At 48.5% G+C, this 20,762-nt stretch carries 14 protein-coding genes; 6 read left to right on the top strand and 8 right to left on the bottom strand.

Features of this window, described 5'->3' with window-relative positions:
• Position 1: 1 nt before the first annotated feature.
• Complete coding sequence (locus CEQ48_RS07325) at positions 2–3,076, bottom strand: beta-galactosidase (protein WP_089072359.1); 3,075 nt, start codon at positions 3,074–3,076, stop codon at positions 2–4.
• Positions 3,077–3,458: 382 nt separating this feature from the next.
• Here CEQ48_RS07325 and chrA point away from each other — a divergent pair, with 382 nt between their 5' ends.
• The 3 genes from chrA (at position 3,459) to CEQ48_RS07310 (ending at position 7,761) form a co-directional block, all read left to right on the top strand.
• Positions 3,459–4,601 carry a chromate efflux transporter gene (chrA, locus tag CEQ48_RS07320; RefSeq protein ID WP_089070783.1) on the top strand — a complete coding sequence of 381 codons (1,143 nt, stop codon included), beginning with the start codon at positions 3,459–3,461 and terminating at the stop codon, positions 4,599–4,601.
• 116 nt (positions 4,602–4,717) lie between these two features.
• Entirely contained in the window at positions 4,718–5,872 is a 1,155-nt protein-coding gene (locus CEQ48_RS07315; protein WP_089070782.1) for an HD-GYP domain-containing protein, read from the top strand.
• A gap of 203 nt (positions 5,873–6,075) precedes the next feature.
• Complete coding sequence (locus tag CEQ48_RS07310) at positions 6,076–7,761, top strand: AMP-binding protein (RefSeq protein WP_198301227.1); 1,686 nt, start codon at positions 6,076–6,078, stop codon at positions 7,759–7,761.
• Positions 7,762–7,874: 113 nt separating this feature from the next.
• Here the strand turns inward: CEQ48_RS07310 and fusA are convergent, their stop codons facing one another.
• Positions 7,875–9,962 (bottom strand): elongation factor G, encoded by a 2,088-nt coding sequence (gene fusA / locus CEQ48_RS07305; RefSeq protein WP_089070780.1) that lies wholly within the window; start codon positions 9,960–9,962, stop codon positions 7,875–7,877.
• 270 nt (positions 9,963–10,232) lie between these two features.
• Positions 10,233–11,609, bottom strand: a complete 1,377-nt coding sequence (radA, locus tag CEQ48_RS07300) for a DNA repair protein RadA (protein WP_089072358.1) — start codon at positions 11,607–11,609, stop codon at positions 10,233–10,235.
• Between the two features lie 130 nt (positions 11,610–11,739).
• Between radA and CEQ48_RS07295 the strand changes: the two genes are divergently transcribed.
• Positions 11,740–14,079 (top strand): PilZ domain-containing protein, encoded by a 2,340-nt coding sequence (locus tag CEQ48_RS07295; protein WP_089070779.1) that lies wholly within the window; start codon positions 11,740–11,742, stop codon positions 14,077–14,079.
• A 78-nt stretch (positions 14,080–14,157) separates the two neighbouring features.
• Here the strand turns inward: CEQ48_RS07295 and serB are convergent, their stop codons facing one another.
• Positions 14,158–15,138, bottom strand: coding sequence for a phosphoserine phosphatase (serB, locus tag CEQ48_RS07290; RefSeq protein WP_198301226.1), 981 nt, complete (start codon positions 15,136–15,138; stop codon positions 14,158–14,160).
• Positions 15,139–15,240: 102 nt separating this feature from the next.
• Between serB and CEQ48_RS07285 the strand changes: the two genes are divergently transcribed.
• Entirely contained in the window at positions 15,241–15,864 is a 624-nt protein-coding gene (locus CEQ48_RS07285) for a YtjB family periplasmic protein (protein WP_000349088.1), read from the top strand.
• Between the two features lie 81 nt (positions 15,865–15,945).
• Here CEQ48_RS07285 and deoD read toward each other — a convergent pair whose 3' ends face one another.
• The 4 genes from deoD to deoC form a co-directional block, all read right to left on the bottom strand.
• Entirely contained in the window at positions 15,946–16,671 is a 726-nt protein-coding gene (gene deoD, locus CEQ48_RS07280) for a purine-nucleoside phosphorylase (RefSeq protein ID WP_000224887.1), read from the bottom strand.
• Between the two features lie 82 nt (positions 16,672–16,753).
• On the bottom strand, positions 16,754–17,974 hold the full coding sequence (locus tag CEQ48_RS07275) for a phosphopentomutase (RefSeq protein ID WP_032474747.1): 1,221 nt from the start codon (positions 17,972–17,974) through the stop codon (positions 16,754–16,756).
• A 17-nt stretch (positions 17,975–17,991) separates the two neighbouring features.
• The gene (deoA, locus tag CEQ48_RS07270) at positions 17,992–19,338 is read right to left on the bottom strand and encodes a thymidine phosphorylase (protein WP_089070777.1); all 1,347 of its coding nucleotides are present in this window, start codon (positions 19,336–19,338) and stop codon (positions 17,992–17,994) included.
• Positions 19,339–19,425: 87 nt separating this feature from the next.
• Positions 19,426–20,205: a deoxyribose-phosphate aldolase gene (gene deoC, locus CEQ48_RS07265; RefSeq protein WP_001292546.1), complete on the bottom strand. Its 780-nt coding sequence runs from the start codon at positions 20,203–20,205 to the stop codon at positions 19,426–19,428.
• 107 nt (positions 20,206–20,312) lie between these two features.
• Between deoC and CEQ48_RS07260 the strand changes: the two genes are divergently transcribed.
• A complete protein-coding gene (locus CEQ48_RS07260; RefSeq protein ID WP_089070776.1) occupies positions 20,313–20,495 on the top strand; it encodes a hypothetical protein in 183 nt (60 codons plus the stop codon).
• The last annotated feature ends 267 nt before the right edge of the window (positions 20,496–20,762 follow it).

Genomic DNA, 20,762 nt, shown 5'->3' with positions numbered 1-20,762 from the left:
CTTATTGTGGGGATGACGCTTTCACACGTAAGGTGAGCTGATACTGATAGTGTGGCTGAGTGAGCAAAAACTCAGGGTGCACACTTTGGCTCCACGAATCATCGCCGCCCACGCCCATATGCTGCGCATCCAGATTGAGATACAACTTATCGCCTGCCATCAACTCGTTGCTGTGTTTGGCTTTATCCAACATCGCTTGTGAGTAGCGGCTAAGCGAGAAATGAGAATGCCCTTCCACCACCAAAGTGCCCACTTGTAGCTGGCGAGTATCACAGCGCAAACCATTTTCGCTCGGGAAAATGTACGGTGTATGCAGCTCATCCACTGTGGCGGTGTATCGCCCCACATGCGCCGATTGCAAACGATCCGGATAATTCTCATGCGGCCCACGACCAAACCAAAACACTGGGGTTTCTGTCACTGGCAATGCGAGCGTTAACCCCACTCTTGGTAGCGGCGGCAAATCGGCGCACACCCTCACCTCAACATTCAGTTCTACCCGCGCATCACCGAATATTTGGTAACGCCAACGGGTACGAAGCGCTAACGCTTGCTGATGGTAATGGGCGACATCGACCACCACTTCGACACTCTCGTTCAAGGTGGTGACGCGAAGATCGTCACATTCCACACGCAGCTTATCTAAGCCCGCCGCATGCCAACGTGCGATCCAGCTGTTCGGGTCAAGATGCTGCGCTTCGCTAGTACCAATATCGTTATCCAGCACCGCGCGGTAAAAGTTATCGCGCAGCGGCTCACTCAACACGGGCTGACCATTTTGCCACCACTGCTCCAATAGCCCAGTTTGGCGGTTAAACTGCCATTGCTGATTGGCCGCCTCGATGCGCACCTTATCCCCATCTTGCTGCCATTGAGGCAGCGGAGCATGTGTGATTTTAGGTAACATGCTTCTTCGTGGCTGCAAACACCACTGCTCACTAGCAATACAGTACCCAGCCTTAGACCAAGGCTGATCCTCACGACACAACAAGACTGCATTGAGGTGGTATTCATGTTCTGGCAACATTGGCAGCGACGCTAAATCCAGCGTGATTGTGCCGCGCGGCGCAATATCGAGCGGCTGACGCTCTTGCTTAATCTCTTGCCCATCGCACAGCACACTGACTACCAGCTCCAGCGGCAGCGCTGCAAACAAGCGCTCATTGTGAATGGTGAGCTTGGGATAGCTCAGCGAAAACTGGTACGGCTGCTGGACTTTTTTGACTTCATGCAAAGCCGGATGCGGCGTGCGATCTGGAAACAGCAAACCGTTTATGCAGAATTGGCGATCGTTAATCGTATCGCCAAAATCACCGCCATAGCCCCAATAGTGGCGCCCCTCGCTATCCCATTTGGAAATGCCCTGATCGACCCAATCCCAAATAAAGCCACCTTGCAGACGAGGAAACTCACGAAACGCCTGCCAGTATTTATAAAACGCGCCCAAGCTGTTGCCCATCGCATGAGCATATTCACACAAGATGAGGGGGCGGTTTTCCTGCGGCAAACTGATCCAATTTTTCAGTGCATATTTGGGAACCGCAGGATGCGGCTGATGCTGATCGACCCGCGCGTACATCGGGCAAACAATATCGGTCGCCGCCGTATTAGCGCCGCCCCCTTCGTATTGCACAGGACGCGATGGGTCGCGCTGTTTCGTCCACTGATACATGGCGTGATGATTGGTACCAATCCCCGATTCATTGCCGAGCGACCAAATGATCACACAAGGGTGGTTTTTATCGCGCTCCACCATGCCAATCATGCGCTGCAAATAGGCATTCACCCATTGTGGATCATTGGAAAGTCGGCTCATCGGAAATTGGCCGTGGGTTTCGAGATTGGCCTCATCCACCACATACAAACCGTACTCATCACACAGTTCGTACCAACGCGGATGATTGGGGTAATGGGCGGTGCGCACCGCATTGAAATTGCTCTGTTTCATCAATTCAATATCGCGACGCATGCTTGCTTCATCCATCACATGCCCGAGTTCTGGGTGATGTTCATGACGGTTCACCCCGCGGATCAACAAGGGCTGACCATTGAGCTTCAGTAGCCCCTGAGCGATTTCTACTTTGCGAAAACCGACTGCCGCACTTTCAAACTCAATCGGCGTGCCATCTTCATCAAGCAAACTGATCACGCAGCGGTAAAGGTAAGGTGCTTCATCACTCCACAGTGTCGGAGAGCAAATCGCTAAACTGTGTTCGGTTTTATCGTGCCATGCTCCTTTTTCATCCACTACACGCTGGCCTGTATGTAAGGCTTGTGAACGCGCCACGCATTCACCTTGTGCATCGAATAAAGCCACTTGCACTTGATGATGACGAGTCACTTGGCTTAAGCGAGTTTCTACTCGCAATTCAGCGTGTTGATAAAGCGCATCCAATTCAGTGCGGATAAAAAAATCTTCAATCGCGAGTATCGGCTTGCGGTAGAGATACACATCGCGAAAGATGCCACTCAGCCACCACATATCTTGGTCTTCCAAATAAGAGCCATCAGACCAGCGCAGCACCATGGCCACCAACAGGTTTTCACCCTCTTGTAGATAAGGGGTGAGATCAAACTCGGCCGGCAAGCGGCTATCTTGCGAATAACCGACCCAATGACCATTGCACCACAGATGAAATGCCGAGTTTACGCCATCAAAAACGATGCGAGTGGACTCCGTTAGCGCTTGTTTTTCCAGTGTAAAACGGTGGCGATAACAGCCGGTTGGATTATCTTGCGGCACGTAAGGCGGCCGATCCGCAAATGGATATTGGATGTTGGTGTAAATCGGCTTATCAAAGCCTTGCATCTGCCAGTTACTCGGTACAGGAATGTGTGCCCAAGCGCTATCATCGAAATCCGCCTCTATCACCGCAGGCTCAACCGCTTCTGGCCGCTCAAACAGAGCAAATCGCCACTGACCATTTAGAGATTGGCGACTCCCCCCAACAGCTAAACGAGCCTCCTGCTCAGTGCGATAACTGTGCAAAGGAACATGGGGCGTACGGCAGTGCCATTTAACGATGTGAGGGTTTTGCCAATCTTGGCTAAGAAGAATATCGGAGAAGTTGCGCATAAGATCCTCTTGAATACGCGAAGCAACAAGCCAATAACGCCTTTGCTCTACGGCGTACATCCCTCAAGCCGAGGAGTAAAGAAGTCATTCAATAAGATTCGCAGCTCTGAATAGGAATGATGACATGCTGCAGATGCAAAAAAGTCTAACAAACTTTCAAACACCGATTCTGTGAACCACTCACCAATTGTGTAAACGTTTCCACACCTTAAATAGAGGTCGATATTGACCCATTTTTTCAATTTCTGAATCGATTCATACGATTGCCATCATAATGGTGTAATTTTTTACACATTCGGAGTTGTTCTGTGCTTTGGCTCTCCATAACCTATGCTCCTACGGATGTTGACCTTCCATTGATTACGGATGACTTCAGATCATTATGCTGACGATTTTTAAAACTTTTTTTGCTTTAGGTTGGGTGAGCTTTGGTGGCCCGGCGGCACATATTGGCTATTTTCGTCATACTTTTGTGGAAAAGTTAGGCTGGCTTAGCGAGCAGGAATACGCGCAGTTTGTCGCTCTAAGCCAGTTTCTACCGGGCCCCGGTTCTAGCCAAGTTGGTTTTGCGATTGGTTATCATCGTGGTGGTCTGGCTGGCGCTTGGGCGGCGTTTCTCGGTTTTACCCTTCCCTCCGTGCTCATCATGCTGCTGCTCGCGGGGCTGAGCAGCCATCTCCTTGATACCCCACTGTTTGAACAAGTGATTCATGGCTTGAAGCTACTCGCGATCATAGTGGTGGCCGATGCCTGTTTAACCATGTATCGCAATTTTTGTCAGCAGCGTCTTACTGCAGCATTATGCGTTCTGACTGCGGTTGCGATTACGCTGGCACCCGGTTTACTCACACAATTTGCGGTGTTACTGCTTGCCGCATTGGTTGGCCAAGCCCGCTTAGCGCCACAACCGTCTTCTTCGCTCGAGGCTTTTCGCCCCTCTTGGCTTTCACTGCTGCTCTTTGTGAGTTTATTACTCGGACTGCCGCTATTGGCTGCAAGCTCACCGCTGGTTGAGTTGTTTGGCCATTTCTTCCAAGCGGGAAGCTTGGTGTTTGGTGGCGGTCATGTGGTTCTTCCCTTGCTGCAAAATGCCTTAGGTGACAGCCTAGCGACCGATCAATTTCTGACTGGGTACGCGGCAGCCCAAGCGGTGCCGGGCCCAATGTTTACCTTAGCCACTTACCTTGGCTATGTGCTGACACCAGAGATGCCCGTGGTTGGCGCTTTAATCGCAACCTTAGCCGTGTTTCTCCCCGGTTTTTTATTGCTACTCGGCGTACTCAAAAATTGGTCGGCATTGGCTCAGCGCCCAAAAGTAGCTGGAGCCATGCAAGGAGTAAACGCCTGTGTGGTCGGTTTACTGCTCGCGGCGTTATATCAGCCAGTTTGGAGTAGTACGGTACATGCCCCACTCGATTGGGCAGCTCTGTTAGTCGGATTTTTCCTGTTTAAAGTCTTGCGACTTCCTTTAATTGGTATGGTGGGGAGCGCCTTGTTATTTGGTGTGCTCAGCGGCTTGATCTAAAAAGCAACGGGATGTGATCGAGTAGTAAAACAGACATAGAAAAACACCGCCCTAATGCGGCAATCCACAAAACCTTGTCTAAACTTAACGAGTAGCTAACAAGGAAGGGCGGTGATATGCAGATGCAACCCAAAGTCGGTCAGTTTCGCTATTACCCATCGGTGGGTTCGCTCAATACCTATTTAACCAATATGCTCGAGAAAATTCGGGTAGATCTGCCTGATATCCAAAGGATTTCATTCGCTCTGTACGATGAGAAGAAAGACTCGATTAAAACCTGTGCCGACAGCTCTCCGGTCAGTCATGACTTTGTGCATTATGAGTTACCACTTGCGAACTTACCCTCTTTACAACAGAGCAAAGAGTCCGGTGCACTGCGCATTATTCACGATCTCGCGAATCAAGCCAAAAGCCATACACCTCATAACCGCTGGTTGCTGGAACAGCAATATTGCTCTTCGTTAGTGAAACCCGTTTTTGATCAACACACCTTCGTCGGTTTCCTATTTTTTAACGCTTCAATGAGCCATTATTTTTCTGCGTCAGTCGTTGAACGGCTAGAAACCTATTTATCGCTCATCCAACAATCCATCTGTGGTGAATACGCCTTAATCCATCAGTTGGTTGACCATGTACACCAAATTGAAACTCAATCTCCCGAACACTGGCTCCACATCAAGCAACATAAAGAGCGGATCAGCCGTTACGCGCGGATCATCGCACTCGATGTCGCAGATCAGTATGCGCTCGATGATGAGCTCATAGAAAACGTCAGCCAGTTTGCCACTTGCCACGATCTTGGCAAATTAGCCTTACCCGCCGACCTTTTGCAAAAACGCGCTTCGCTGGCCAGCCATGAAAAAGAGCAAATTCATAGTCACATTGAATATGGAATTGACTTGCTCAACGAGGTGATTGAAAAGCTAGGAACGCCTCACCATCCTTGTTTGGCCGTTTTGCGAGAAATCATGGCTTATCACCATGAGTTTTTGGATGGCAGCGGCTACCCATTTGGGCTGATGAGTGATCAAATTCCTATCCCAGCACGCATTATTGCGGTCGCCAACATCTTTGATGCACTGACCGCGCATCGGCCTTATAAACAGGCACAATCCATTCCTCATGCCCTATTGGAACTGGAAAAAATGGTCAGCAACGGAAAATTAGATCGCCACTGTGTAAATGCACTTCGTGAAAATCAGGAAGAACTTAAAGAGATCGTTACTCGTTTTCCTGAGCGAGATCCCAAGGACGAAGGTATTACTCACTGAGCACATCCGTCCAATGGCGTGAACCGAACGTTGAACAGTTTGGGATAAGTCATTAACTGATTAGATTCAGGGCCTTGTTTGATCTCGCCGACAGATCTTAAAGTTTTACATTTCTCCCATGCAAAAAGGTTCGATGAAATACGCTCCCCATGCTACGTTTTACAATAAATTAACATAATAACAACGTTACCCGGAGTTTGAGAATGATCCAGCCTAATCAGTTCAATCACCCTCCTTGTGCTCTCCCACCACCCAATGAGATGTTGCTGCGTTGGGCTAAAGAGCGCCCGAATGAGGTGTACCTAAAGCAGATTATTAACCGCCAATTTGTTGAGTTTACTTACGCCGAAGTCGCGGATAAGGCTTTACGCCTCGTTTCCGCTTTGCGAGCCTTAGGGGCTGAGCCGGGCGATAAAGTCGCATTAATTTCAAAAAACTGTGCGGAATGGTTTATTTGCGATTTAGCCATGATGCTCGGGGATTACATCAGTGTGCCTATCTTCCCGACAGCAGGCAGTGAGACTATCTATTACTGCCTTGAGCACAGTGAAAGTAAAATCCTGATCGTCGGCAAGCTGGATGATAATAAAGCCACTGCGCATGTGTTAGCAGAGCGTCCTAATCTCATCAGTATCTCGCTTCCTTATCCTTCGTCAGCCAAATGCCAATATGAGTTTCAAACGCTGATCAAACAGCATCAACCCAGTGAAGAGCGCCCCACCCACTTTGATGAAAAACTGATGTCCATCGTTTATACCTCTGGTACATCAGGACAACCGAAAGGTGCCATGCTCACTTATGGCGCATTTACTTGGTCCGCCCAACAACTGATCAACCACATAGGCATCGAAGAAAACGATCGACTTTTCTCATATCTGCCCCTCGCTCATATCACTGAGCGGGTTTATATTTTTGGCTCATCAATCATCGGTGGCGTACTGACCGCATTTCCGGAATCTCTCGATACCTTTATCGAAGATGTCAAAATGCACCGTCCAACCCTGTTTATTTCTGTACCTCGTTTATGGACACTGTTCCAACAACGCATCCAAGATAAACTGCCGCAGAAAAAGCTGAATATTCTGCTCAAAATCCCCTTCGTCAACTCACTCATCAAACGTAAGTTGGCCGATGGTTTAGGGCTAGATAAAGCTCGCGTTCTCGGTTGTGGCTCCGCACCTGTCTCCCCTGCATTACTCGAATGGTATCGCAGTGTCGGACTAAACATTACCGAAGCATGGGGCATGACGGAATCCTTTGCATACAGCACACTCAACTATCCATTCCGTGCTGACAAAATCGGAACTGTGGGTAATGCAGGACCGGGCATTGAACTGAAAATCGCGGAGGATGAAGAAATCTTAGTCCGCAGCAAAGGCTTGTTTGCTGGCTACTATAAAAATGACACCGCGACAGCCGAAAGCTTTAACGATGACGGTTGGCTACATACTGGCGATATCGGGTCATTGGACAGTGAAGGCTATTTAACCATTCAAGGTCGTAAAAAAGACACCTTTAAAACCGCTAAAGGCAAGTTCGTCGCTCCCGTTCCTATCGAGAAAAAGCTGTTTGAATACAGCCGAGTTGAAATGATGTGCTTGATCGGCTCTGGTCTCCCAGCCCCTATCTTGTTAGCCGTTCCGCACAATTTCCCTCACTTTGATCGTGAACGTTATGAACGCACCACTCAAAAAGTGATAGCACGTATCAATAGTGAATTGGAATCCCACGAACAAATTAAAGGGGTGTTAATGATTAAAGATCCTTGGAGCATTGATAACGGCATCTTAACGCCAACGCTCAAGATCAAACGTCATGTTCTAGAGAAGAAATATCACGATGTCGGCCAAAACTGGCCTAAAGGTCAGCTAGTCGTTTGGGAAGAGTAAGTACTTAGCACCCTAAGCGCACAACCTTACGTGTCGAACCGTCCTCACCGGCAGGAAAACAAAAGCCCCGTAAGCTTTCACTTACGGGGCTTTTTAAGCTTTAAAACAAAGAATTACTTCTTCGCGTTACGCTCTTTAACTTCAGCAATTACTTGCTCAGCTACGTTGTTTGGACATGCTGAGTAGTGAGAGAACTCCATAGAGAACTGACCACGACCAGAAGTCATTGTACGTAGAGTACCGATGTAACCAAACATCTCAGATAGTGGTACGTCTGCTTTAACGCGTACGCCTGTCAGACCCATTTCTTGGTCTTTGATCATGCCACGACGACGGTTCAAGTCACCGATAACGTCACCAACGTGATCTTCAGGAGTGAACACATCCACTTTCATGATTGGTTCAAGAAGCTGAGGAGCCGCTTTTGGAATTGACTGACGGAATGCGCCTTTCGCTGCGATTTCAAATGCGATTGCAGATGAGTCAACTGCGTGGAAGCCACCGTCGAACAGTTCAACTTCAACGTCAAGTACAGGGAAGCCAGCAAGAGTACCGGTATCCATCATAGACTTGAAGCCTTTCTCAACTGCTGGCCAGAATTCCTTAGGAACGTTACCACCAACAACTGTTGACTTGAAGGTGAAACCAGAGTTTTGCTCTCCTGGACGGATACGGTAGTCGATCTTACCGAACTGACCTGAACCACCAGACTGTTTCTTATGTGTGTAGCTATCTTCAACTGCTTTAGTGATAGTTTCACGGTAAGCAACTTGAGGAGCACCCACTTCCAGCTCAACGCCGTAAGTACGCTTAAGAATGTCTACTTTGATATCTAGGTGTAGCTCACCCATACCTTTCAGGATGGTTTCGCCAGAATCTTCGTCAGTCTCAACTTGGAATGATGGATCTTCTGCAACCATCTTACCAATCGCGATACCCATTTTCTCAGAACCGTTCTTATCTTTAGGCTTAACAGCGATAGAGATAACTGGTGTTGGGAAAATCATTGGCTCAAGAGTACATTCGTGCTTAGGATCACATAGAGTGTGACCTGTTTGAACGTTCTTCATACCAACGATCGCGATGATGTCACCTGCTTGTGCAGATTCAACTTCGTTACGGTCGTTTGCGTGCATCTCAACCATACGGCCGATACGCTCAGTTTTACCTGTTGCGCTGTTAAGAATGGTATCACCCTTCTTAATCTTACCTGAGTAGATACGAACGAAGGTCAGGGCACCAAAACGGTCATCCATGATCTTGAACGCAAGCGCTTTTAGTGGTGCATCAACAGATACTGTTGCTACTTCACCAGTAGGCTCACCCGTTGCTGGATCAGTCAGTGGTTGCGGCTCAACTTCAGTTGGTGAAGGTAGGTAATCAACAACTGCATCCAGAACTAGCTGCATACCTTTGTTTTTAAACGCAGAGCCACAGAAAGTTGGGAAGAATGCGAGATCACGTGTACCTTTACGGATACATGCTTTGATTTGCTCAACAGTTGGCTCTTCGCCTTCCATGTAAGCCATCATCAGCTCGTCATCTTGCTCAACAGCAGTTTCGATCATCATTTCACGGTATTCTTCTACCTGATCAACCATGTCTGCTGGAACTTCTTTGATTTCGAAGTTTTCTGGAAGACCTGAGTCATCCCATACGAACGCTTGACGTGTTAGTACATCAACCACACCAACGAATTCATCTTCGCGGCCGATAGGTAGAGTCATAACCAGTGGGTTTGCGCCAAGAACTTTCTTCACTTGCTCAACTACGCGGAAGAAGTCAGCACCCATACGGTCTAGTTTGTTAACGAAGATCAGACGAGATACTTCTGATTCGTTCGCGTAACGCCAGTTAGTTTCTGACTGAGGTTCAACACCGCCAGAACCACAGAATACACCGATACCACCGTCAAGAACTTTCAGAGAACGGTATACTTCAACGGTGAAGTCAACGTGTCCCGGGGTGTCGATTACGTTAAAACGGTGACCTTTCCAGAAACAGGTAGTCGCAGCAGACTGGATAGTGATACCACGCTCAGCTTCTTGTTCCATGAAGTCCATTGTTGAAGCGCCGTCATGTACTTCGCCCAGACGGTGGATTTTACCAGTCAGCTTCAGGATACGCTCAGTGGTAGTGGTCTTACCCGCGTCAACGTGCGCGAAAATACCAATGTTTCTGTATAATGATAAATCTGCCATTGTCTTACTCTGTTAATAAGGTATAAAGTGCGCGCAGAGTATATCACAATCTGTCAAGACTGATACCCCTGCATGCGCTTGCTGAAAAAAAATATACCCTAGCGACTTAGCGTTGCAGCCGACACGGCGGCAGTTTCAAGTAGCAAGGGAGATAAACGAGTGCCTATCGCTGAGAAACTATAGGTGATCCTCAAACGGCTCGCGAGGCGCAATAGTGATATTTTTACGCTTCGCTTTTCGGTGTTATTGGTTTTAAAAATCCGCAGCGCGTTACAGCTCATCAAAAGCCGCGATCGCATCAGAAAGTTTTTTCACACCATGGATCTGCATGCCTTCAACCCCACCTTTCGGCATGTTGGCAATCGGCACAATCGCTTTCTTAAAACCATGTTTGAAGGCTTCGTTAAGACGCTCTTGACCACTCGGCACGGGACGAATTTCACCCGCCAACCCGACCTCGCCAAAAACCACGACATCTTTGGGTAGAGGGCGATCGCGAAAGCTGGAAAGTAGCGCCATCAGCAATGCTAAGTCAGCACTGGTTTCCGTCACTTTCACGCCACCGACTACGTTCACGAACACATCCTGATCGGCCATTTGCAAACCACCGTGTTTATGCAGCACGGCCAGTAATAAAGAGAGACGGTTTTGTTCTAAGCCAACCGCAACGCGTCTTGGGTTAGCGAGTTGTGAGTAATCGACCAAAGCTTGAATCTCTACTAAAAGTGGTCGAGTTCCTTCCCACACCACCATCACCGAGCTACCAGATGTGGCTTCTTCTCCACGAGAAAGGAAAATCGCCGATGGATTACTCACCTCACGCATCCCTTGTCCGGTCATCGCAAACACACCGAGTTCATTGACCGCACCAAAACGGTTTTTATGACTACGAAGTGTACGAAAACGGCTGTCGGTATCGCCATCAAGCAGAATCGAGCAATCGATGATGTGTTCAAGTACTTTAGGTCCCGCCAACGTACCATCTTTGGTTACGTGGCCGACAATAAACACTGCTACGTTATTTTGCTTGGCGTAGCGGGTAAGCGCCGTGGCCGATTCACGCACTTGCGCGACACTCCCAGGGGACGATTGCACATCCGCCACATGCATCACTTGAATCGAATCGATGACCATAATGCGCGGCTTTTCTTGCTCAGCAATCTGGCAAATACGATCCACATTGGTTTCTGAGAGCATTTTTAGGTGCTGTTTCGGTAAGCCAAGCCGTGAAGCACGCATCGCGACCTGCTGCAACGATTCTTCGCCCGTCACGTACAACGTCGGCATCTGTCCGGAAAGTAAACACATGGTTTGCAGTAGTAAGGTCGATTTACCCGCGCCCGGATTACCACCAATCAAAATCGCAGCACCCGGCACAATTCCGCCGCCAAGTACGCGATCCAGCTCTTTGAAACCACTGGTAAAACGCGGCACTTCTTGTAAATCAATATCAGCCAAAGTTTGTACTTTGGCTTCAAGGGCTCCCGCATAACCAGCCAGTCGTTCATTGCGCGCCACTTGCGGTGAAGCGGCTAAGCGAACTTCCGAAATCGAATTCCACGAACCACAGGCATTACACTGTCCTTGCCAACGCGGAAAATCCGCTCCACATTCGTTACATACATAGGCGCGCTTAGCTTTCACAATCAATCCTCGAACTTGCTCTCACTTATCAGGCGTAATACTTTAAGAAAAAGTGGAACGGCTGCAACATATCGCTAAAGATTAGTATGTTGATGCCGATGCATCAGAATGGAAGACACTTTAACAGAAAAGTATGCAGCAGACCGAAATTCTCTCTCTGGTTGAAAGGCTTATCCCCGTTTACCGTTCGGGTGATCTTGACTACCTTTTGTCGCAAATGACCGAAGGGCAGCCCCCCTCAGCCAAATTATTGGTCAAAATGGAACTGAACCGCCTGATGGCACCTTGTACCAAAAGCATTGATTTACGTGGCAAAGTTCAAGGGGAGTGTCGGGAATACGATTTCGATGGTCGCCAACACTGGCTTGATGATGTGGCGTTCAACTCTTACCAAAAATGCCTCAAAAAATTTGGTGGCTATACTGAAGGGGTTTGGGAAGCGGTCAATAATACCCGCAACAATTTCCGAGTGATGAAGCAACAAGGTAAGCTCGACCCCAAAAATGACCAGCCGAAAGATACGAGTTTTGAAGTAGAACCGATCAAGCTCGGATACGACCTCAAGCGACAAGAAAACCGCTTAAAAATCTCCAGCCAGATCGAAATCCACCTGAAGAACGAGCAGTTAGTACATGGTCTGAGTGTTGACCTCTCCCCTTCCGGAGCCAAGTTAAAAGTTCCAGCGGCATTTGACTACAAGCTGGGCGAGGTGATTCAAATCTATTTTTCTGAATTGAATAAAACTTCAAACGTGGTTGGACTGCATAAAAACATCGATTACCGGATTCTCGGCATCGATGAGTCCTATGACAGTGATGCGATTAAATTTCTGCGCGTATTAAAACTCAGTGATACGGACGTGATTGAAAAAGTCATTGAGGAAGCGATTCAGACCAATACTCAGAAAGCGCGCCACGACAACCAAGATAAGATCATCCGCGCACGTACTCGTGGTTATGAACACATGTACCTCAAACACACTTGTAACTTGCCGCTGTTTTTTAGTGGTAATGAACTCAAGTTAGCGTTACTCACCGAGAATAATCGCCCGATTTGGCAATACTGGCACGATGAACGTAACCAGCAAGCGCTAGGTACCTTATTCAAACCAGAACGCATGGCGCATTTAACCGCTCCGGGCGTTCGTGGTAGCAATAATGTGTTGTACGCCTTTAAGCATGAGCACCAACACAAGACTTTGTTTTTCTCTATGCTGATGCCAGAGGCGACCCAAGAGCAGCGCAAACTGTTTTGGCATATTGGTGCTAAACGCGATAGCTGGAAAGCGTTTCGACTGTTTGTGTTTGAACTCTCCGACGAAGAGCGCCAAACCCTTGCTGGACACTCTCGTGAGTTGGCCGACCAATCCAGCTCGCTAACTCACTGCGGTGTACTGCAGGAAATCAGTGATACGGAAGCGGCACACGATTATTTGCTGGTCGAAAAACCCAATTTATCGAGCAGCGCACTGAATGATTTCCGCCACCCGCGTCAGGTGGTCGGTACGCCGATGGGCATCTATTTTGATGCACGCTCGCGACGTAAAGAGCCGCGCTACCGTTTCAGAACCCCGGTACAAATCAATAAGGAAGCGCAGAAAGTCTCTGGAGCAACGGTGGATCTGTCCAAACGCGGTCTGAGTTTAATTTTGGACACTCCACTGGATGTTAAAGCCAACGATCAGGTTTGGGTCGACTATCTCGAACTCAAACTGTATGACAAAAACCTCCCGTTGGGGAATGCTCCGTATAAGGTGGTGCGTATTGGGCCCGAAGGACGCCGCTTACAACTGATGATCGAGGAGACGTCACAAACGCTCAAAACGATTGCCTTTTTCAATAGCATTATTGAACACAATCAAGATAAATTACTCCCCAAAGAAGAAATACTTCCCAGCAATGCGCTGCTGGAAAGTTTGCATAATATTCTGCTTGATAAGATGGTCAGTACTCCGATTTTTGTTGAAAAAGTCGGGAGTAATCTCAAACCCAAAGTGATTGGGGTGAACTACCCGCTCCCGCCTCATCTGGCGCTGTTGGCCAAATTGGGCAGTGAGAATCGGATTACCCTACAACCAATATTTAAAGGCCATACCAACTCGTTACTCGCAACGCCAATGAAGCGGATTGAAGGTGCGGTACCGCAATACCACGAAGTGTATTTGAGTGCGGTGAAATATGGCACTCGCATTCAATCTGTGGAATCACGTTTATTGAGTGACTTTGCCGATACTCGTGAACGCATTCGTTTTATCCGCCAAGGACTGGAGATGGGTGAGTTCTACGTTTTACGGGTCAGTGGCGTTCCCGTGTTTGCTCCAATAACTAACTTGCTGCGCAGTGATTTGACCGAACTAGCCGAGATTAGCCCACACCACTCAAAAAGTTTAGAAAAGGAGATGCTGGCGCAAGTCGGCTATGGTGAATTGGTCGATATTACTGAGGAAGTGTTGATCCGACTTGAGTTGACCTGAGACTAGGGCTATCTCTTCCAAAAATAAGCCACGTCTCTGAACGTGGCTTATTTGATTAATCTAAGTTCTAAGCGCGGGCTAAGGCTTACTTTTCCAACTCAGTTTTTGCTGAGCCACCAAAGCGGCAGAAAGGATACACACAACGCCACCTAATCCTGCAAAACGCACCGCCGTTTGCGCCTTGGCTTCAACCTTAGGTTTGGCATGGTATGCCACCCCAAGCCCTGCGGCCGCCATCATCACCAAATCATTTGCGCCATCACCAACCGCTACCGTGTTATGAATTTCCACATCGTATTGCTGAGCAAGCGTCAGCAAAATATCGGCTTTGGTTTGCGCGGAGACTACCTCTCCCAGCACCTGTCCGGTCAGTTTGCCGTTCACAATTTCTAGAGTGTTGGACTGTGCATAGTCTAGCGACAACTGCTCTTTGAGATAATCAGAGAAGTAGGTAAAGCCGCCCGAGGCGATCGCCACTTTCCAACCAAAGGCATGCAGCGTCGCCACCAGCTCCGGTAATTCAGGCATTAATGGCAGGGTTTCGCGTACTTGGCTTAGGATCTGCTCCGGAGCATCTTTAAGTTTACTGACTCGCAAACGTAAACTCTGCTCAAAATCCAGCTCACCTTGCATCGCGCGCTCAGTGACTTCAGCGACCTCTTCCCCGACTCCCGCAAGCTTAGCAATTTCATCAATGCATTCGATCTGGATCGCGGTCGAGTCCATATCCAGCACAATTAACCCCGGCTTGGTAAGATCGGGCACATCCTGAATCCGCGCGCAATCGAGCTCTAACGCTTTAAGAATGGTTTCATGCTCAGACGTCAGCTCACCGTCCATCAATGCGACTTCATAACGTCCCACTTTCCACATATCTAAGATGGCATTGAAGCGATTGGTGAAGAAATCCATGTCTTCAAATTGAGCGGGAGTTAGGTAATGTCCAAACACAATCCAACTGGCACGTTTTTTCGCTAATTGGGTGACAAAACGCGTTTCAGGAAAACGATTGAGTAGCGTTGTGTGTTTTTTGATCGGTAAAGTTGTTAAAGCATCCATGTCCACTTTCCTTATTCGGTATAGCCAGACGTTACCCTATTGCAATTTAAAAACGCAAGTCTCAATATGAGCGCAGTTGGTTTTTTGTAGGTTTCTCTCATCATGGATGGTTCACTTTTTTCATTCCGAGTCGTTGTGCGTGTGGCAACGGTGCTCGCTGTCGCAGTCATGTTTTTTATCACCATCCAAAACAGCGTTGTGATCAGTAAAGGCAATGAACGCATTCAAGCCAACCAGTTGGAAACCTTAACCAAAGTTCTGATTACTCAAGCGGCGATGTCTGCGGGGAGTATGATTGCCGATCAAGATCAGGAACGTCTGTTAGCACTCACTAACCAGCTTGCTACTGATCGTCTGGTATTCGATGCCTCGATTTATGATTCTGAAGGCGTATTGCTGGCCGCGAGTGACTCTGCGCTCAGTGTGCGTGAAGTGCTGGGTTTAGATACGCCACTGCATACTGCCAGCATTGGCCGCCAACAATTAGTTGAACCCGTAGTTCACGACGGCAGTTTAATTGGTTTCGTACGCATTACTTTTGAAACCGGTAAAGTGACGGCGATTTCAGACCACCACTATCGTAAGAGCGACCACAATATGTATTGGATGCTGTTGATGAGTTTTGTTAGCGGTGTGCTACTCACGCTGTTACTACGACGCAGACCGAAAAAACCAACAGGTGAGAACTTACTGCTCAAGCAAGCCGAACAGTCTTTGAATGAGTAACAGGAAAAATAAATTGAGTGATAAAAAAACCTCAGTACTGACTGAGGTTTTTTGTATTCAGAGATAACACGAGTACAAAGATTAGTAACCCGCTTGGTCGCCAATCAGTACAGAGTCCAGTGCGATTTCAATCATCTCATTGAAGGTGTTTTGACGCTCTTCTGAGGTGGTTTGCTCACCCGTTTTGATGTGGTCAGACACAGTACAGATCGCTAGTGCTTTCGCACCGTATTCCGCTGCTACACCGTAAATGCCTGCCGCTTCCATTTCTACGCCAACGATGCCGTATTTATCCATCACATCGAACATGGAAGGATCTGGCGTGTAGAACAGTTCTGCAGAGAACAGGTTGCCAACTTTCACGTCGATACCACGTGCTTTGGCCGCTTCTTCTGCAGCTTTTACCATCTTGTAGTCCGCAATCGCAGCAAAATCATGATCTTTGAAGCGAATACGGTTCACTTTAGAGTCAGTACAAGCGCCCATACCGATCACCACATCACGCACTTTGATGCCTTCGTTCACTGCACCACAGCTACCGACGCGGATGATCTTTTTCACGCCGTAATCTTTGATAAGCTCGGTCACATAGATTGAGCAAGATGGGATACCCATACCATGCCCCATCACAGAGATCTTGCGGCCTTTGTAAGTGCCTGTGTAGCCGAACATATTGCGCACATCACATACTTGAACTGCGTTATCGAGGAAGTTTTCTGCGATGTATTTCGCGCGCAGCGGATCACCCGGCATCAGTACAACGTCAGCGAAATCACCCATTTGCGCATTAATATGTGGAGTTGCCATGTTTTCGTTCCTTTGGTTTGTTGGCTCAATCGCCATCATTCAACAAAACCCTAAGACTGAAGCTAGCCTTAGGGTATGCGTATTATAAAAAGTTCTTACCGTAATCCATTGGCGAAGTGCCAAAGTAGCTTGCCAGAGTTTGCCCGATATCAGCAAAAGTGTCACGACGACCTAATGAACCCGGAGCCACTTTCTTGCCATAAACCAGTACCGGAATGTGTTCACGAGTATGGTCAGTGCCCGGCCATGTTGGGTCACAGCCGTGGTCGGCAGTTAAAATCAGAATGTCATCTTCCTGCATCAGCGCTAGAACTTCAGGTAAACGCTTATCGAAATACTCCAATGCCGCCGCATAACCTGCGACATCACGGCGGTGACCATAAGCGGAGTCAAAATCCACAAAGTTAGTGAATACGATGGTGTTATCACCGGCTTGTTTAATCTGCTCTAAAGTCGCTTCAAACAGATCTGGAATGCCCGTCGCTTTGACTTTGTCGGTAATGCCGCAGTACGCGTAGATATCGGCAATTTTACCGATAGAGACCACTCGGCCTTGCTTCTCTTCCACCAACTTTTGCAGCACTGTGGCTGAAGGTGGCTCAACCGACAAGTCACGGCGATTACCGGTACGAGCAAATTGTCCTTTGCCCGGGCCAACGAATGGACGCGCAATGACGCGACCGATGTTGTAATCCGCCAGCTCTTCACGAGCGATTTGGCACAGCTCCAGCAGACGATCCAAACCAAATGTCTCTTCATGGCAGGCAATTTGGAATACAGAATCTGCCGAGGTGTAGAAAATCGGCTTGCCCGTGCGCATATGCTCTTCGCCCAAGTCATCCAGTACTTGAGTGCCCGAGGCGTGGCAGTTACCTAAGAATCCGTCCAGACCCGCGCGCGCTAAAATGCGATCGGTCAGCTCTTTCGGGAAGCTGTTTTGCTTATCGCTAAAGTAGCCCCATTCAAACAGCACTGGCACACCAGCAATTTCCCAGTGACCTGACGGAGTATCTTTGCCTGATGACAGCTCTGCGGCATGGGCATAAGCGCCGATGATATCCGCACGCTCATCCAGCCCCGGCGCAAAACGTCCGGTCGACTCTTTATGCGCCATCGCCAAACCCAGCTTAGAAAGATTAGGCAGTTGCAATGCGCCTTTACGCTCTGCGTTATCCGCCAAACCTTGCGCACATTGATCCGCAATATGACCTAAGGTATCAGAACCGACATCACCAAAGGCTTCTGCATCGGCTGTTGCGCCAATGCCAAACGAGTCTAAAACTAAAATAAATGCTCTTTTCATTGCTCACTCCCCCGAACTTACACGTCTTGTGCTCGAATTTGACGGTAGACATCCGGTGTTGGTACGTAATCACCGCCCACTTTAATCGCACTTTGTAGTGCATTGGCAGCTTGTTGCCACTGCTCTTCATTGCGGGCATGAATCATTGCTAAAGGTTTGTTGTTGTCGGCGATTTCACCCAGACGGATAAACTGATCAAAGCCGACAGCGTAATCGATACGATCGGTCGCCACGCGGCGGCCACCGCCCATTCCCACCACCGCCATGCCGATGGCACGGGTATCCATCGCAGAAATCACGCCAGATTGCTGAGCGTAAACTGGGCGAATAATCTCAGCTTTCGCAAGATACTTGTCGTAGTTTTCAACAAAATCGCTTGGGCCACCGAGGCCTGCGACCATTTTGCCAAAACGATCGGCGGCTTGGCCGTTATCCAGTACTGCTTGCAGTTTCTCACGCGCTTGCGCGGTATCTTTGGCTAACTTGCCAAGTACCAACATTTCGGCACACGACGCCATAGTGACTTCCAACAGACGCGGATTACGGTATTCGCCGATGAGGAAACGTACTGCTTCACGCACTTCCACTGCGTTACCAGCAGAGGATGCCAGTACTTGGTTCATATCAGTTAAAATCGCCGTGGTATTGGTGCCAGCGCCGTTCGCCACTGCCACGATCGATTTGGCGAGCTCTTCAGATGCTTCGTAAGTTGGCATGAAAGCACCTGATCCAACTTTCACATCCATCACGAGCGATTCAAGGCCAGCCGCCAGTTTCTTAGAAAGAATTGAAGCGGTGATCAGCGAGATATTATCCACCGTCGCGGTGATATCACGCGTTGCGTACACACGCTTATCCGCCGGAGCCAGATCACCAGTTTGGCCGATGATCGCCACGCCGGCTTGTTTGGTCACTTTGCCAAACACGTCATTGGTTGGGGTAATGTTATAGCCGGGGATGGCTTCAAGTTTGTCGAGCGTCCCCCCGGTGTGACCAAGGCCGCGACCAGAAATCATCGGCACATAACCGCCACAGGCTGCCACCATAGGGCCAAGCATCAGTGAGGTCACATCGCCCACGCCGCCCGTGGAGTGTTTATCGACAATCGGACCATCAAAATTCATGTGGCTCCAATCAATCACCATACCGGAATCGCGCATCGCGCACGTCAGTGCAATACGCTCAGGCATAGTCATTTCACGGAAAAAAATCGCCATCGCAAACGCGGCAATTTGCCCTTCAGAGACGGTGTTATTCGCTACACCTTGAATGAAGAAGTTGATTTCATCGTTGGTGAGAACTTCACCATCACGCTTTCTGCGGATAATTTCTTGAGGTAAATACTTTGCTTGAGATAAAGACATAGCTGCCTCCCAGTTCCCAAAGAAACTGCGTAGTGTAAAGAGGTTAAGCAGCGCGAAGCCTCGCGCTGCTCTCAGACACAATGGATATTAGTAAGCGGCAGGATCTGCCTTTTGGTCTGTCACTTCTAATGTATTCAGAAGGTTGGTCAGTAGGCTTGATGCACCAAAGCGGTAGTGACGGCTGTCCGCCCAATCACCACCGAGGATCTCATCAGCCATCGCCAGATATTGCTGCGCATCTTCTGCGGTACGAACACCACCGGCGGGTTTGAAACCGACGGTTTTGGCTACGCCCATATCACGGATCACTTCCAGCATCATGCGCGCATATTCTGGTGTCGCATTCACTGGCACTTTGCCGGTTGAGGTTTTGATGAAATCTGCGCCTGCTTCAATACAGATTTGAGAGGCCTTTTTGATCAGCGCTTCTTCTTTCAGCTCACCGGTTTCGATGATCACTTTCAGTAGCACTTTGTCGCCACAAGCCGCTTTACACTGTTTCACCAGTTCAAAACCGACTTGCTCGTTGCCTGCGATCAGAGCGCGATATGGGAATACCACATCCACTTCATCAGCACCGTAAGCAACAGCGGCTTTCGTTTCAGCAACGGCGATTTCAATATCGTCATTACCGTGAGGGAAATTGGTTACCGTAGCAATACGGATTTCAGGGGTTCCTTGCTCGCGAAGTGTCTTCTTAGCAATAGGAATAAAGCGAGGGTAAATACAGATGGCAGCCGTGTTGCCGACTGGACTTTTCGCATCATGACAAAGTTGGATCACTTTGGCATCCGTATCGTTGTCATTCAACGTGGTGAGATCCATCAGTTTCAGTGCACGTAGAGCTGCTACTTTTAATTCGCTCATTTCTATCTCCGATCAATATAGTCATCTAGTTCACTCCCCAGCAGAGTGCTATTTTCTGCTGAGCAGCCATAAATGAACGGACTTGGTTCCTTGAAGACTCGGTGCTCATGCACCAATTGCTATCCTTGTCACCGCACAGTACCAGTTTGGTCAATGGCACAACAATCTGCGTTTGCGGTATTTTACTGCATACAGGCAATGCGATTGCCTCCGGCGCTCATCATACTCTTAGTCATGCTGAGAGCCAGCGAAAACTCATCCATATTCCATTAGATAAGCCCGCCACCTGAGCCTAAGCTCACGGTCAAACGCGTGGTGTATTCCATCGTCAATCCACTCGTTTTTTATCCATGGCTACAGTATAGATATTTGTCGCAAAACGGTAGTGCTGCGCGAAGCGCAAACGGTTTGTATCTCAAAAAAACAGCTGAAATTTAAAGGGCAATCCCTTACCACACAAGGCTTCAGATCTGCAATCCATTACAACATTACCCCTAGACCTCCCCCTAAAACTCGGGGCACCTAAAAGCAAAACACCCCGCAGCAATCACTTGCTA

This window comes from Vibrio tarriae (genome assembly GCF_002216685.1).
In the GTDB taxonomy this organism is placed as follows: domain Bacteria; phylum Pseudomonadota; class Gammaproteobacteria; order Enterobacterales; family Vibrionaceae; genus Vibrio; species Vibrio tarriae.
Note: the sequence above shows the minus strand (reverse complement) of the source record. Positions and strands in the feature narration are given on the sequence as shown.